Genomic DNA, 14,415 nt, shown 5'->3' on the forward strand with positions numbered 1-14,415 from the left:
CGGCTCATCGCAACCTGGGGCGGAAGTACGTCCCAAGGGTTGGGCTGTTCGCCCATTAAAGCGGTACGTGAGCTGGGTTCAGAACGTCGTGAGACAGTTCGGTCCATATCCGGTGCAGGCGCAAGAGCATTGAGAGGAGTCCTCCTTAGTACGAGAGGACCGGGAGGAACGCACCGCTGGTGTACCAGTTATCGTGCCAACGGTAAACGCTGGGTAGCCAAGTGCGGAGTGGATAACCGCTGAAAGCATCTAAGTGGGAAGCCCACCTCAAGATGAGTGCTCTGATGGCATAAGCCAGTAAGGTCACAGGTAGAACACCTGTTGATAGGCGGTAGGTGTACGTGCAGTGATGTATGCAGCCGAGCCGTCCTAATAGACCGAGGGCTTGACCTCATTTCTATCGCTTCAGTTCTATGCAGTCTTTAGGGTTTTGAATCAGTGAGCAGTTAACAGGATGCCCGATAACTGATCACTGACCACTGTCTTTCCTGGTGCCTATGGCGCAGTGGAACCACTCTGACCCCATCCCGAACTCAGTTGTGAAACGCTGCTGTGGCGACGATAGTTGGCGGGTTGCTGCCTGCTACAATAGCTCGGTGCCAGGTTTATTTTTAAGCAAAAAGCCTCTTTCTCCAACCCAGAAAGAGGCTTTTGTTATAACAAACGCTTATAAAAACTTGAAAGAAAAGAAAAATTTCTATTCTATAGCAACGGACAAGAAGCTTAGGACAACAATCAATTCACAATGTACGCTGTTGAAGGTGTCTACCGCCGACTTGTCCTAACGGCTTTGGCGACTGCTATATTTTTCATCTGTCCAAAGTAAAGTAATGAAAAAAAGTAATGAAAAAGGGTTAGACTGACTATCGACTATTGACTAAAAAGCTTTTTTGGTGTCTATCGCACGATAGAATCACTATGACTGCCCACTAGAGTGGATTAGGGTCAGGGCAAGTCGTGCAACTACCCCCTACAAAAGTAGGGTTTACACCTCCACAAGGTGAATGTTATCAAGTTACGTTAGAGAAGTGTTAAGCGAAGCAAAAAATTTAACGTAATGTTTTGACAGCAAACCGGAAATCAATGGTGAGTTTCATATTCTTTCAAAAGTAAAGAAACTCCGTAACGAAAATTATAGTTTACCCCTGATAGTCGGATTTGAACTAGAAGCCCTGCTCCCTAAAAGGGAGAGGAGGGTTTTTCAGTTATAGGTCATTTAGTTAGCGTGAAAAAACACTTTCTTGCAGCAGGATTTGCTCTTTTGTCTGCCATGATGGTTGCACTCGTAGCTCCAATGCAAAGCTCTAATAGCTCTAATACAATACAGATTTCTCATCAAGTCAATCAACTTTACGTCTTTGGCGATAGCCTCTCAGATGTTGGCAATGTATTTCATGCTACGGGGAGAGCTTATCCGCCTAACCCACCCTATTTTCAGGGGCGTTATTCCAATGGTCCAGTTTGGGTAGAATACCTTGCCTCTGAACTGGCGTTAACCCCTGAGCAAAACACCAACTTTGCCTATGGTGGTGCGACTATTGGAAATGGTGGGATAAATGGAATACCAAATTTATTGGCACAAGTCAATAGTTTTACCAAAACTCATCGGCAGGTAAATCCGAATGCGCTTTATGTGCTTTGGGCTGGTGCCAATGATTATCTTCATGGCGCTACCACTAATCCTAAAGTGTTGAGCGACAGTTTATCGACAGCGATTCAATCCCTCTCGAAAGCAGGCGCTAAAAAAATCTTGGTTGCTAACTTACCGGATTTGGGAAAACTTCCAAGCACAAACAATAGTTCTTATTCCAGTGCCCTCAGTTCTTTGACTGCCGCCCATAATCTCAGCTTGGCTAAGTCCTTGAATGTGCTGAAACAGGAGTTAGGTTCTGACACTCAGATTATCGAACTAGATGTCTACTCCTTGTATCAACAAGCCATTACAGATCCAGCAAAATTTGGTCTCACGAATGTGACTAGCGCTTGTTTAAACAATGCTGCTAGCTGTAGCAATCCAAACAAGTTTTTGTTTTGGGACGGCATTCATCCAACAACTGCAGCGCATCAAATATTAGCAAAAACAGCTCTAAAAGCGCTTAATACGAAGCTTTCGCTTCCTCCTCGTTCGGAAGTTTTGCGCTAACTTAGTACTAGGCGTTGGAACGTTATAGGGGTCACCGTACAGTGATCCCTATTAGAACTACTGTTCTAATTGAGAGTATTTATTAATTTCCAAATAGTTCTCCCAGAAAGCTTTATTAGTAAGTCCTGTTGCCATAATAAGACGCAAACGCCGTCCTAAAAATTGCTGTATAAACTCCTGTGATCAGTAGCGGATTGAGTAGCGACCAATACACCCCCAAAAACGAGCCTCGGTAACGCACCTTGAGATTCCGCGCTACTAACAGCTGCAGCAATTCCCAGTTTGGAATTGGCATCGCTTTGAGCGCCGCTTGTGGCTTTAGAGTCTTTGTACCACCGCTTGTCATGAGTATTGCCGCACTTTATGGGCATTTGCAACTTGCACCAGAATTTGAATGGATTGGAACTTATCCAGCGCTTTTTGCGTTTGCTGTAGCGACTTGTATTGAGATTGCTGCTTATTACATTCCCTGGGTCGATCATGCCTTAGATGTAGTTTCCACACCGACAGCGATCGCCATCGGCACTTTCATCACCAAAGCCTTAGTTCACGGCACAACTGACCCTTTGCTGGAATGGACAGTAGCAGTCATTGCTGGTGGTGGTGCTGCGGGTATTTTCCAAACTTTGACGGGAATGCTTCGCGTGTCTTCAACAGCACTAACAGGTGGAATTGGTAATCCTGTCGTTTCAACAATTGAAGCAGGCATTTCGTTTATCTTATCGTTACTGGCTATCTTTGTGCCAATATTAGCTGTGGGATTGGTGGTAACTGGAGCCACATTCTTGATTCAAAAGGTATTACAAAAAAGAGCGAATATGGGCGAGTCTTAGTATGAGGGAAGCTAACCTGAGTAATACCAACTTAAGTGAGACACACCTGATTAGGGCTAACTTGGTATCAGCAAATTTGTCGGGTGCAGATTTAAGAGGGGCAAATTTAAGTCATTGTTGCTTCAATGATGCCAATTTAAGTGAAGCAGACTTAAGAGATGCGAATCTGACGCAGGCAGACTTAAGAGGGGCTAACCTAATTGGAACCCTTTTTGATTAGGTGGGTAGACGCCCTCTAAGAAGCGTTCCGGAGGGCGTCTACGATATCCCCACTCTCACCCTGGCAAATCCCTCTACACCATTCTCCTGCCAGCTTCGTTCACTTCCTGTGGTGACACTGGTTCCACGAACCCAAAATAGGCTGCGATCGCTGCCGTTACTGCATGAAACCAGACATTATTCCCAAAAATTGGGATTAAACCGAACATCGTGTTAGCGCCTGGAATCAAACCCAAAACTGCTAGCAATCCATACGAAATTGCCACAATCTGTGCATATGACCGTGCAAAGCTAAAGCTCCAAAAGGCAGCCATACCCAACGCCCCAACTACTATTTTTACGACGTTAAATATGACATTGGTTGGAAAAAGACCCAATTGGTAGCCATATCCAGCATCAACTTTGATTGCTGGTGCGTTGTTAGGTAGTGTCAGCAAATTTGGTACAAATCCTGATAGACCGAGGAGCAGAATGAAGATTCCCACGATTAGAGCAAAGTAACGCGTTCTCATACTAAAACCTCTTCTTTTATAAGCTTAATTTTCTTCAACAAGTAACAACGTGTCATTGCCGATTTATCAGGACTCAACGAACAAAAGCAATAATAAACTTGTTGCAAAAGAAAAGTATGATTAATCGATATTTACAATCACAAATGCACACACATTAACACTAGTTAATTATCTGTGTGCATCTGTGTCCATCTGTGGTTTGATTTTCAAAAATCGACTTTTGCTGTTTCTTTGCCCATGAACTGCGTTTACAACGCTGGCTTAGTGCCTAAGTTGAGATTTTAAGCCGTTGGGGAATCATAAATGCCCCAATATTCAATGTTATTTTCCCTCAATACTGCTTCTGCACGCTGAATTTCTTCATCAGAACCATCTACTATCACCATAAAATTACCTTGATGAAGGCGATCGCTATAATGTCTTGCTCGTTCTTCGGGAATACCTAAATCAGCCAGCGCCTTTACCACATTATGAGTTGCTGCGGCTCCCACAGCCACACCCCCGATGCTAGTGGCTAATGCCACACCGAGGGAACCTGCTGCTAACACAACTCCTAAGCCAGGAAGTGCCAGACTTGAAAGACCTACTAATACGCTGCCCCAAGTACTTGCGGTGAGAGTGTCTGCAACGACTCCTGTGGCAGTATTTACATTTTCATCACCAACACGCGAGGTCATTTCAGCATTAGCAAGCTGTTCGCCCTGGTCTACATCCTTAGCAATGATGGACACTTTTTCCATGGGAAAGCCTGAGTCTTTCAATTCATTGAGTGCTTGCTCCGCAGCTTTACGGCTGGCAAATACTCCTACAGCATGTTTTTGATTGCTTACAACCATATCTTCCTCATACTTGCAATGCAAGGGAAAAATATACAAATGCAAAATTTTTTGGAATTCGCATTACTATTTTTGTAATTTAAGTTAAAAGATTCATCATTCTGATGATTGACAAATTATGTGCTAACACCTCACCACTTCTCTATCTCAAGAGTCAGATATTGTTTATTGATTAAGAATTGCTATCTACAACCTTGATTAATTGATGAAGTGCTACCTTGTCACTCAACAAATACTTGCGAAATAGTTACTTTATGCTCCATCTCACTTAGAAACGAAGTTTATGTAAAGATTCTTAAATAAGTATTGCTCTTACTTACGTTAGATGGGCAAGTTTATCATTTCAGGTACTTTAGTAACCGAAAAAACTCTCACATTAGCTTGACTCATTAAAATTTAAGTTAATTTTTTGACACATATTTACACTCGGACAACAGTAGTGTAGGTTGACCTAAGACTTTTACCCCTTAGACTAACCTAAATACTGCCAATTCACTTTGACAGGTCAAACCAGGAAGCGTTGAAAGTAAAATGCCAAACTCAATTTTGAAAAATGACCCCCTTTGGTTTAAAAACGCCATTATTTACGAAGCGCCTGTTCGCGCCTTTGCAGACAGCAATGGTGATGGAATTGGTGACTTTCGAGGACTGACAGAAAAACTGGATTACCTGCAAGACTTAGGTGTGACGGCCGTCTGGTTGCTGCCGTTTTTTCCCTCGCCACTAAAGGATGACGGTTACGATATTGCCGATTACACCAGTGTCAACCCAATCTACGGCACTATAGAAGATTTTAAAGAGTTCTTGGAAGCTGCCCATCAGCGGGGTATTCGTGTCATTATTGAGTTAATTGTCAACCATACATCTGACCAGCATCCTTGGTTTCAACGGGCACGTCGCGCACCAAAGGGCAGTAAAGAACGAGATTTTTATGTCTGGAGTGATAGTCCAGAAAAATACCAAGAGGCGCGGATTATTTTCAAAGATTTTGAAACCTCAAACTGGGCTTGGGACCCAATTGCCAAAGCATATTATTGGCATCGCTTCTACTCCCATCAGCCAGATTTGAACTATGATAATCCCGCAGTGCAGCAGGCGGTGTTCGATGTCCTGGATTTTTGGTTAGAAATGGGGGTAGATGCGTTTCGCCTAGATGCAGTCCCTTATTTGTACGAACGGGAGGGAACGAACTGCGAAAACTTGCCGGAAACCCATGATTTCCTCAAGCAACTGCGATCGCACATTGATGCAAAATTCCCGAACCGGATGCTGCTAGCCGAGGCAAATCAATGGCCCGAAGATGCGGCACAATATTACGGGAATGGGGATGAGTGTCACATGAACTATCATTTTCCCCTAATGCCGCGCTTATTTATGTCATTGCGGATGGAAGATAACTTTCCCATCATTGATATTCTCAACCAAACTCCTGCCATTCCCGATAATTGTCAGTGGGGATTGTTTTTGCGTAACCACGATGAACTGACTTTGGAAATGGTCACGGATGAAGACCGGGACTATATGTATCGGGTCTACGCACAAGACCCTGTGATGAGACTAAACTTAGGTATTCGCCGCAGGCTAGCACCGCTTTTGGGCAATGACCGCCGTCAGATAGAATTGCTCAACAGTTTGCTGTTGTCTCTACCTGGAACGCCCGTGCTTTACTACGGAGATGAAATTGGCATGGGCGACAACGTTTATGTAGGCGATCGCAACGGTGTCCGCACACCTATGCAGTGGAGTTCCGACCGTAACGCTGGTTTTAGTCGTGTCAACCCCCAAAGGTTGTATTTACCCGTCATTGTGGAATCAGAATACCACTATGAGGCAGTCAACGTTGAAGCACAACGGGCTAACCCCAATTCCCTTTGGTATTGGATGAAACGCCTAATTGCGACTAGGAGGCGTTTCCCAGCAATCGGTTTGGGCAGTTTTGAATTACTGCACCCCAAGAACCGCAAAGTTCTTGTCTTCACTCGCACATACCACGATGAAACAATTTTAGTAGTGGCGAATTTGTCCCGGTTTGTGCAGACTGTCGAATTAGACTTATCAGCCTTTAAGGGACTGGTGCCAGTGGAAATTTTTGGTCAAACAGAGTTTCCACCTGTTGGGGATTCGTCCTACTTCCTCAGCCTCAGTCCCTACGGATTCTACTGGTTTGCGCTATCACCTAAACCCAGCTTAACCCAGCCGCCTAAGCCTCAATCTGAGTTGACAACGCTGGTTGTGAGCGGTCAATGGCACAATGTTTTTCACCAACGAGAAGTGAAAGCGGCTCTAGAGTCTATTTTGCAGGATTACCTGTATACCTGTAGCTGGTTTGCTGGCAAATCTCTTAGCGTTCAATCTGCACAAATCACAGAAACAGTCTTAATGTCCTACAAGGACACAGAGGCTAACATGCTTTGGTTGCGGGTAGAGTACATCCAGGGAGACCCAGAAACTTACCTCCTGCTGTTAGCTTATGCAGAAGGTGAACAAGCAAGGCAAATTTTAGCAGAAAGCCCACAAGCTGTGGTGGCTCGCCTTGAAGTTCAAGGCAGAGAAGAAGTGGGGATTTTATTCGATGCCGCCGCAGACAAGAACTTTCTTAACCTGCTGGTGGATGCAATTGCCCACACGCGCTCCTACAAGGGTATGACAGGGGAATTGATTGCCACTGCAACTGATTTACTCCCACAGTTGAGTGGAGATGGCTCCTACCTAGAATTAGAACCGACTCTTCTTAAGGGAGAACACAGAAATACTTCTGTAATTTATGGTGAGCGTTTGTTTTTGAAAATACTCCGTAAAGTTGAGGAGGGGATGCACCCTGATTTAGAACTCCGGCGCTTTTTGAGTGAGAAAAAACTCTTAAAACATTTTGCCCCTGTTGCTGGGGCGCTGGAGTACCGCAGCTTAACTAGAGCAGGAGTTCAGTCCACCCTACCCATGACTGTGGGAATACTGCAAGAGTATATCCAAGATACCCGCAGTGGCTGGGACTACACTCTCGATAGCTTGCAGGACTACTTTGAGCTTGTGACAACCCAGCAGGCAGATGTTAGCGAGGTATCCGTTCCCTCAGGTTCTCTGCTAAATTTGCTGGGACTTGATATTCCTGAATTAGCTAACCAAACCATAGGTTCTTATTTGGTGAGCGCTCAACTATTGGGTCAAAGTACAGCAGAACTACACGTTGCCTTAGCTTGCGATCCACACAATCCCGACTTTGCCCCTGAGCCGTTTTCATCATTTTACCAGCGCTCTATTTACCAATACTCCCGCAACCTCACTGGGCAAGTCTTCCTTGTACTGGGAGATAAACTCAATAAGCTACCCTCGAACACCCAAGAACTGGCAAGGGCTGTCCTTGACCGCCAACAAGAAATTCTTGGACGTTATCAGTTAATGGTGAACCAAAAAATTACTGCCATGCGTACTCGTTATCACGGAGATTACCATCTGGGGCGAGTCTTGTATACAGGCAAGGATTTCATCATTCTTGACTTTGAAGGCAAAGAAGGCCGCAGTTTGAGCGAACGGCGCATGAAGCGTTCTCCCATTCGAGATGTGGCGGGAATGCTGCTATCGTTTCACTACGCTGCTAGTCAAGGGCTTCGCAGTGAAATAGAAAGTGGGATGGTTCGTCCCGGAGAACTCCCCCTCATAGAAGCTTGGAGTAAGTTCTGGTCTACCTGGGTAAGTGTCGCTTTCTTGAAGAGTTATCTAGAAACTGCTAGCAAAGACAGCTTCTTGCCAAAGACCACCGCAGAACTCCAAGTGCTTTTGGATGCCTTTGTTTTCGAGAAAGCGATCGCCGCACTAGGCTACGAACTTAACAATCGCCTGAATTGGGTAGATATTCCTCTGCAACAGATTTTGCAGTTGCTAACAGCAGATTGAGAGGAGATAGGTGAATAGGGGTGTAGGGATGAAAGAATTTACTACACCCCACAGCAACTGTAGCCGCTTCCATAAGGTTGACGGCTATTAAGTGTATCCATGCTCACAAGCTGGCTTGAAATCAAGCCTATTCCTCTAGGTTTAAGCAGTTTATGCCTCTGGTAGAAGCTGTCTAAAAAAATAGCAGCTATTCTGTTTATTGGCGCTAACAATTCTTACTAAAATTCATCAATTTTGTTTTGGACAACACTTAATTAATTCTTAAATGAAGATTGACAAAAGTTACTTTAGTTAGCCGTTTTGAGTTGTGAATTCATTAACTAGATTAGCATTTTTTCGGAGTCTTTCTAACTTAATAGACAAGCTGATTAAGTAGAAAGAAAGAGCGTTTTTAGAAATTAAAAAAGTGCCAAAACTTGGAAACTCAAAGGAATTACAACTATGAAGCTTTCTGATTTATCAAAAAATGTTTGGGTTAGTACCTTTGCTGTTAGTTTAGCTATGTCTCTTGCTGTACCTGTTTCTGCCCAATCCAATTCTTCTGGTACAGGAACGACATCTGGTACAAGCACCACAGGCACTGGTACGACAACAGGCACTGGTAGCACTGGTACAGGCACTACAGGGACTGGTACTACGGGTACAGGCACTACAGGGACTGGTACTACGGGTATTGACACAGGTACAGGCACTACAGGGACTGGTACTGGTACGACAGGCACAGGTACAGGCACTACAGGGACTGGTACTGGTACGACAGGCACAAGTACAGGCACTACAGGGACTGGTACTGGTACGACAGGCACAGGTACAGGCACTACAGGGACTGGTACTGGTACGACAGGCACAGGTACAGGCACTACAGGGACTGGTACTACGGGTATTGACACAGGTACAGGCACTACAGGGACTGGTACTGGTACGACAGGCACAGGTACAGGCACTACAGGGACTGGTACCACTGGTGTATACACGACTCCAGGGACTGGCACCACTACGGGTACTGACACCACCACGGGAACCAGCACCACCACTACTACTACTACAGCCCCGACCACGTCTGAAGGAACTAGCGATGTGAGGGGAAATCGCGGTTTTGATTGGGGCTGGCTTGGCTTACTTGGTCTTTTAGGTCTTGCAGGTCTTGTTCCCAAACGCTCTGAACCCCAAGCATATCGCGATCCTAATGAGGCAACCCGTTCTGGGTCTACTAGATATTAAGGCTTCGCTGGGTGTCAGGGGGCAAAGGGGAAAATCATTCACCTATACCCCCACACCGCTTGCAAGTTTAGTACTCCAGAAGAATAAATGACTGAACAAAAAACACTTGTCCTACCCGTAGATAGTAAAACAGCCAACTTTGAGAATGGCTCAATCTTTTTTATTGGTACTGCAACTGTACTTTTGCGCTATGCGGGATTTACAATTTTAACTGACCCGAATTTTCTCCATCGGGGTGATCATGTACATTTAGGTTATGGCATACGCTCAACTCGCCTAACCGATCCAGCGCTTAATATTGAGCAATTGCCTCCTCTGGATTTTGTTGTGCTGTCTCATATGCACGAGGATCACTTTGACCGTGTGGCAGCTCAAAAGCTGGATAAAAACTTACCTTTCGTGACCACGTACCATGCAGCTCGTAAGCTCAACAAGATGGGCTTTCATTCCCCAAAAGCCCTGAAAACTTGGGAAACATTAACAGTTACCAAGGGTGACGTGCGTCTTTGTATTACTGCAATGCCCGGAATACACGGTCCTAGCGTTCTGGGTGCCCTGCTTCCGCCTGTGATGGGCAGTATGTTGGAGTTCCAGACACCTGATAAAGAAACAAAGTTTCGCCTCTATATTACAGGCGATACCCTGATCCACGAACATCTCAAAGAAATTCCCCATCGGTATCCCAATATAGACCTCGCTTTGCTACATTTAGGTGGAACAAAGGCCTTTGGCATTTTGCTAACGATGGATGCTGAACAAGGAGTACAAGCAATTCAAATTATTGCTCCACGCACAGCAATACCAATCCATTTTAATGATTACACTGTTTTTAAATCAGCGCTTGACGATTTTAAGAGTGCGATCGCACAAGCGGGGTTAGAACATAAAGTCCAATACCTTAGCCACGGCGACACTTACAATTTTACGGTTTCTTGATATTTGATTTTTCTATCTTGGATGTCGCAATTCATCTCCCGTTACAGGCTTCGCCTTAACGGTGAGATGAATTGCGACCAATAAAAAACATGGCTTCGCAATACCTTGCTGTAGTAGAATATACTTGCCACCAAAAAAGTTAGGGTTAGGCAAGATTGGTGTTTCTCCACCAGACAACTCGCATCACCAAAAAGAAATACCTGATTAACAGGGGGGTCGAATGTTGTGAATCAGACAAACGATACATCAGAATAAGTATTTTGTGACTGCGGTCGGGCAGCCCGTGGTAGTAAAACAGATGCTTGTGGAGGGGAATCTGTCGGGGTCAGTGCCTGTGGGAGAGTTTTTAACTCGTTATACCACAGTGGGCTAGAAAAACCTGTTGAAGCAAGAATCTCCCTTCACAGGCGAAGCCTTGAAGGTGAGAGTGTCAATTGCAAGCTTATCTGGTCTGTATCGCTTGTAGTCTTTTGGTATTCATTCTAGCTAGCAAAAGCTTACAAGTTTTTACAAAGGATTTTATATTTCCAAATATGAGAGAAAAGTACTAGCGAGGAGGGCTGCTTGAGTGCGATCGCGCAGCTGCAACTGGCCTAAAATACTTGTTACGTGATTTCTAACTGTTCGTTCTGAAATGTAAAGCGTATGGGCAATCTCGCGGTTACTTAAGCCCATTGCAATTAAGCGTAGAACCTCTTTTTCCCTCGGAGACAGTTCCGCTAGTTCTGATGGGATGGCTGAGTGTATTGGATTTGATATGTGAGGGGTCGTTAGAGCTTTTTCAAAAAGTCCTGGTCCCATATGGGTGTAGCCTTGATGCACGGAGCGAATGGCAATGGCTAATTCCTCTAAAGGCGTATGCTTCAAGAGATACCCTTTTGCTCCGTGACGCATTGCCTGTGAAACGTATTCATCATCATCAAAAGTTGTTAGTACCAGAACTTGTATCTCTGGGAAACGCTGGCACAGAAGCCGAGTTGCTGCAACGCCATCCATGATAGGCATTCTAACATCCATCAACACGACGTCTGGTTGCAATGGCGTTCCATAAAGCGCCTCCACGGCTTCAATTGCGAGTTGACCATTCTCGGCGTCTCCAACCACTTGCAAATCAGATTTTGATTCCAGCAGGTTTTTGAGTCCCTGACGAATAATGATTTGGTCGTCTACTAGCAACAGACGAATCATAAGATTTTGGATTTTGGAGTCACTGCCTTGCGGAGCCAGCGAGCAGCTCGGAGGAGGGTTTCCCTCGTGCCGGCTCTGGCGTTGGGGTTCCTGAGGCAATGCGTTGGGGATGTTCCCTCGTTGAGTGCAACTGCCGTCCCGTTGAAGCAAGTGGCGTGATTTTGGATGTTTGTTCCAGGTTCAAAGTTCCCAATACTAGAGTCTAGTATAGGTATATTTACCCCAATTTTGCATCCCTTTCCTGGTTCGCTAATGATATGAAAGTTTCCTCCTAGTGCAGTCGCTCGTTCTCGCATTCCTTGAAGTCCGAACCCTGTGGTGTTTTGTTGTGGATAAAAGCCTCTGCCGTTGTCTTCGACTAGCAGGTGTAGCTTTCCCGCTTGGGACTGCAACTGAATCTTAACCTGAGTAGCTGTGCTGTGTTTAGATATATTCGTTAATGCTTCTTGCAGAATGCGATAGATAGCAGTACTCACCTCAGGTGTTAGAGGAGATGCAAGGCTAATTTTGCAGTCTGGAGTAAGGGTTGTGGCGCTGCTAAAGTCTCGGATAAGGTTGCTAATTGCCTTTTCTAGTGACTTTCCACACAAAGGATCGGCTCGGAGTGTTGCCACAGAACGAGAAACTTCCTGCAATGCTTGATAGGCTAAATGTTTTGCTTCTTTCAAAAAGTCTATAGCTTTATTAACATTTGACGGCAACAATAGCAAAGCATTCTCTAGCTGAATACTCTGGGCGGTTAGAGCGTGTCCTAGGGAGTCATGAATTTCACGGGCAATGCGGTTACGCTCTTGTAGAGTTGCCTGGTTTTCAATCCGCAAGGCATACTGGCGTAGTTGATCATGGGCAATTGCTAGTTCTTGCCGACTTCTGCGTTCAGATAGCACCGCATTAACCAACAGCAATACAAAAGCCAAGGTCAAAGCAAAAGAAATCGCGTTGTTCAGTATCAAATTAGCTGTAATAGTAGCAATTTGTTCTGCAATCGGTTTTCCCAGAGGCATTTGTTCTGCAAACGGTCTTCCCTGTCCAACATACATTCTCATGAACACACTTGTTCGGGTTCGCAAAAACATTATGTAGAGGTATGACACGTATACTAGACTTGCAACAATCAAGCGACCCTGTAACTTGAACATTTGGCAACTGCGAATAACTGCAATTAAACCCAGCAGGGGAGCATACCGAAGATGACTGTTTGTAAAAGCTGGCAGCAAAACAAGCCCTAGTTCTATTGCTGTATAAATAACTTTGTGACTCAAAGATCTGGTTGGCAACCTTAAACCCATGACCCCAAACATAACAATACTTAGGACAGCCAACCAAGGAGTACCGTGGAATGGGTAGATAGGGGGAATGAGGAATCCTGTTAGGAGACTCATGCCCAGCAAAAGCCATTCCAGGTAAAGTAACAAGCGCAGAGAAGGAAGAGAACGAGACATCTGACTGTTCACAAAAAACAAAAATGGTGGAACATTTAAGCTGCTTTTTACCGTATTTGTATGTAGGGGTTAGATACCAGCGCTTGCTGTCCTATTTTACTCCAATTAAGACTATGACAAAAGTCACAAATTTATAGTTACTTTTGTCCCAATATGTTTAGGACTTTTGTTTCATGTGGTCTGTGAGGGTAAGCACCTACCATAGGGATGTCGCAATCAGCGGCAATGGGAGTTGAGTTAGGGGTGGAGTTGCTATGAAATTTATTGGGAACCGATGCAGGCTGTTCTGACACTACAGCAATGAAAAAAGATTCGCCAGTCTAGGCGCGATTGATATTCGTTATTGAGTTGTTGATAAGAGTTACGAATATCAATTGGCATATCATGCTCCAGCTCCCCCAGTTCCTTCAAAATAAAGGATTGGGGGTTTCCTTTATTTTTGGTTGAGATGCAGAACCCGCTGCTTTACGGAGTGACTAAGATGGCTACCATGATTTGGATGGAAAATCTGACCAAAACCTACCGCTTGGGAGATACAACGGTACCAGTTCTTAAGGGTATTGACTTGACAATTGAGGAGGGAGAATATGTTGCCATTATGGGAGTATCCGGTTCTGGCAAGTCAACCTTGATGAATATCATAGGCTGTCTGGATCGACCAACTGGTGGAAACTACGTCTTGGAAGGTCGGAATCTTACGACCCTAGATAATGACGAACTAGCATACATCCGCAATCGGCGTATTGGCTTTGTCTTTCAGCAATTCAACTTACTGGCTCGCGCTACTGCCGTGGAAAATGTTATGCTACCGATGGTCTATGCTGGCGTTCCTAAACACAAACGACGTAAGCGAGCAATAGAAGTTCTAACCAGAGTCGGATTGGCAGAACGACTGCATAACCGCCCTAATCAACTTTCTGGTGGTCAACAGCAACGGGTTGCAATTGCTCGCGCTTTGGTTAATCGTCCCGCTTTGGTGCTGGCGGATGAACCAACGGGAGCTTTGGATAGCCAGACTTCTCAGGAAGTGATGGATTTACTGAGTGACTTGAACAGCCAGGGTATCACGATTGTGATTGTGACCCATGAGGCTGAAATCGCCGCCCAAACCCAGAGAGTGATTCATGTTAAAGATGGTCTGATTGTTTCACCTGTGACTAGCCGCTAGAGCAATCTTTATTCAGGTGCTTTATC

12 protein-coding genes, 1 rRNA gene and 1 pseudogene are annotated in these 14,415 nt (G+C 44.9%); 9 read left to right on the plus strand and 5 right to left on the minus strand.

The features are described 5' to 3' along the window. The 3 genes from MAS10914_RS35055 to MAS10914_RS0124385 form a co-directional block, all read left to right on the plus strand. A partial coding sequence (locus MAS10914_RS35055; protein ID WP_198015002.1) for a hypothetical protein occupies positions 1-243 on the plus strand: 243 nt, incomplete at its 5' end. A gap of 244 nt (positions 244-487) precedes the next feature. Further along, positions 488-605 (plus strand): 5S ribosomal RNA (rrf, locus tag MAS10914_RS0124380). Positions 606-1,225: 620 nt separating this feature from the next. After that, positions 1,226-2,143, plus strand: coding sequence for an SGNH/GDSL hydrolase family protein (locus MAS10914_RS0124385; RefSeq protein ID WP_017318561.1), 918 nt, complete (start codon positions 1,226-1,228; stop codon positions 2,141-2,143). Between the two features lie 127 nt (positions 2,144-2,270). On the opposite strand, the pseudogene MAS10914_RS33170 reads toward MAS10914_RS0124385, so the two are convergent. After that, a pseudogene (locus MAS10914_RS33170) lies at positions 2,271-2,438 on the minus strand (ABC transporter permease); the annotation flags it as partial. 49 nt (positions 2,439-2,487) lie between these two features. Between MAS10914_RS33170 and MAS10914_RS30985 the strand changes: the two are divergent. Both MAS10914_RS30985 and MAS10914_RS30990 read left to right on the plus strand, forming a co-directional pair. Beyond that, positions 2,488-2,976: a DUF4126 domain-containing protein gene (locus MAS10914_RS30985; protein WP_017318563.1), complete on the plus strand. Its 489-nt coding sequence runs from the start codon at positions 2,488-2,490 to the stop codon at positions 2,974-2,976. A 1-nt stretch (position 2,977) separates the two neighbouring features. After that, the gene (locus MAS10914_RS30990; RefSeq protein WP_017318564.1) at positions 2,978-3,196 is read left to right on the plus strand and encodes a pentapeptide repeat-containing protein; all 219 of its coding nucleotides are present in this window, start codon (positions 2,978-2,980) and stop codon (positions 3,194-3,196) included. A 73-nt stretch (positions 3,197-3,269) separates the two neighbouring features. On the opposite strand, the gene MAS10914_RS0124400 is transcribed toward MAS10914_RS30990, so the two are convergent. Both MAS10914_RS0124400 and MAS10914_RS0124405 read right to left on the minus strand, forming a co-directional pair. Next, complete coding sequence (locus MAS10914_RS0124400) at positions 3,270-3,707, minus strand: DUF4383 domain-containing protein (protein WP_017318565.1); 438 nt, start codon at positions 3,705-3,707, stop codon at positions 3,270-3,272. A 281-nt stretch (positions 3,708-3,988) separates the two neighbouring features. Beyond that, a complete protein-coding gene (locus tag MAS10914_RS0124405) occupies positions 3,989-4,543 on the minus strand; it encodes a general stress protein (RefSeq protein ID WP_017318566.1) in 555 nt (184 codons plus the stop codon). Positions 4,544-5,074: 531 nt separating this feature from the next. Between MAS10914_RS0124405 and treS the strand changes: the two genes are divergently transcribed. The 3 genes from treS (at position 5,075) to MAS10914_RS0124420 (ending at position 10,591) form a co-directional block, all read left to right on the plus strand. Next, a complete protein-coding gene (gene treS / locus MAS10914_RS0124410; protein ID WP_017318567.1) occupies positions 5,075-8,434 on the plus strand; it encodes a maltose alpha-D-glucosyltransferase in 3,360 nt (1,119 codons plus the stop codon). A gap of 441 nt (positions 8,435-8,875) precedes the next feature. Next, positions 8,876-9,655 (plus strand): WGxxGxxG-CTERM domain-containing protein, encoded by a 780-nt coding sequence (locus tag MAS10914_RS36700; RefSeq protein ID WP_017318568.1) that lies wholly within the window; start codon positions 8,876-8,878, stop codon positions 9,653-9,655. 87 nt (positions 9,656-9,742) lie between these two features. Then, on the plus strand, positions 9,743-10,591 hold the full coding sequence (locus tag MAS10914_RS0124420; RefSeq protein ID WP_017318569.1) for an MBL fold metallo-hydrolase: 849 nt from the start codon (positions 9,743-9,745) through the stop codon (positions 10,589-10,591). 519 nt (positions 10,592-11,110) lie between these two features. Here the strand turns inward: MAS10914_RS0124420 and MAS10914_RS0124425 are convergent. Together MAS10914_RS0124425 and MAS10914_RS0124430 are read right to left on the minus strand one after the other, a co-directional pair. Then, the gene (locus tag MAS10914_RS0124425; RefSeq protein WP_017318570.1) at positions 11,111-11,779 is read right to left on the minus strand and encodes a response regulator transcription factor; all 669 of its coding nucleotides are present in this window, start codon (positions 11,777-11,779) and stop codon (positions 11,111-11,113) included. Further along, complete coding sequence (locus MAS10914_RS0124430; protein ID WP_017318571.1) at positions 11,776-13,221, minus strand: sensor histidine kinase; 1,446 nt, start codon at positions 13,219-13,221, stop codon at positions 11,776-11,778. Before MAS10914_RS0124430 ends, MAS10914_RS0124425 begins: the two co-directional genes overlap by 4 nt. 481 nt (positions 13,222-13,702) lie before the next feature. On the opposite strand from MAS10914_RS0124430, the gene MAS10914_RS0124435 reads away from it, so the two are divergent. Beyond that, complete coding sequence (locus tag MAS10914_RS0124435; RefSeq protein ID WP_017318572.1) at positions 13,703-14,389, plus strand: ABC transporter ATP-binding protein; 687 nt, start codon at positions 13,703-13,705, stop codon at positions 14,387-14,389. Positions 14,390-14,415: the final 26 nt, after the last annotated feature.

It is taken from the genome of Mastigocladopsis repens PCC 10914 (assembly GCF_000315565.1).
Classification (GTDB): Bacteria; Cyanobacteriota; Cyanobacteriia; order Cyanobacteriales; family Nostocaceae; genus Mastigocladopsis; species Mastigocladopsis repens.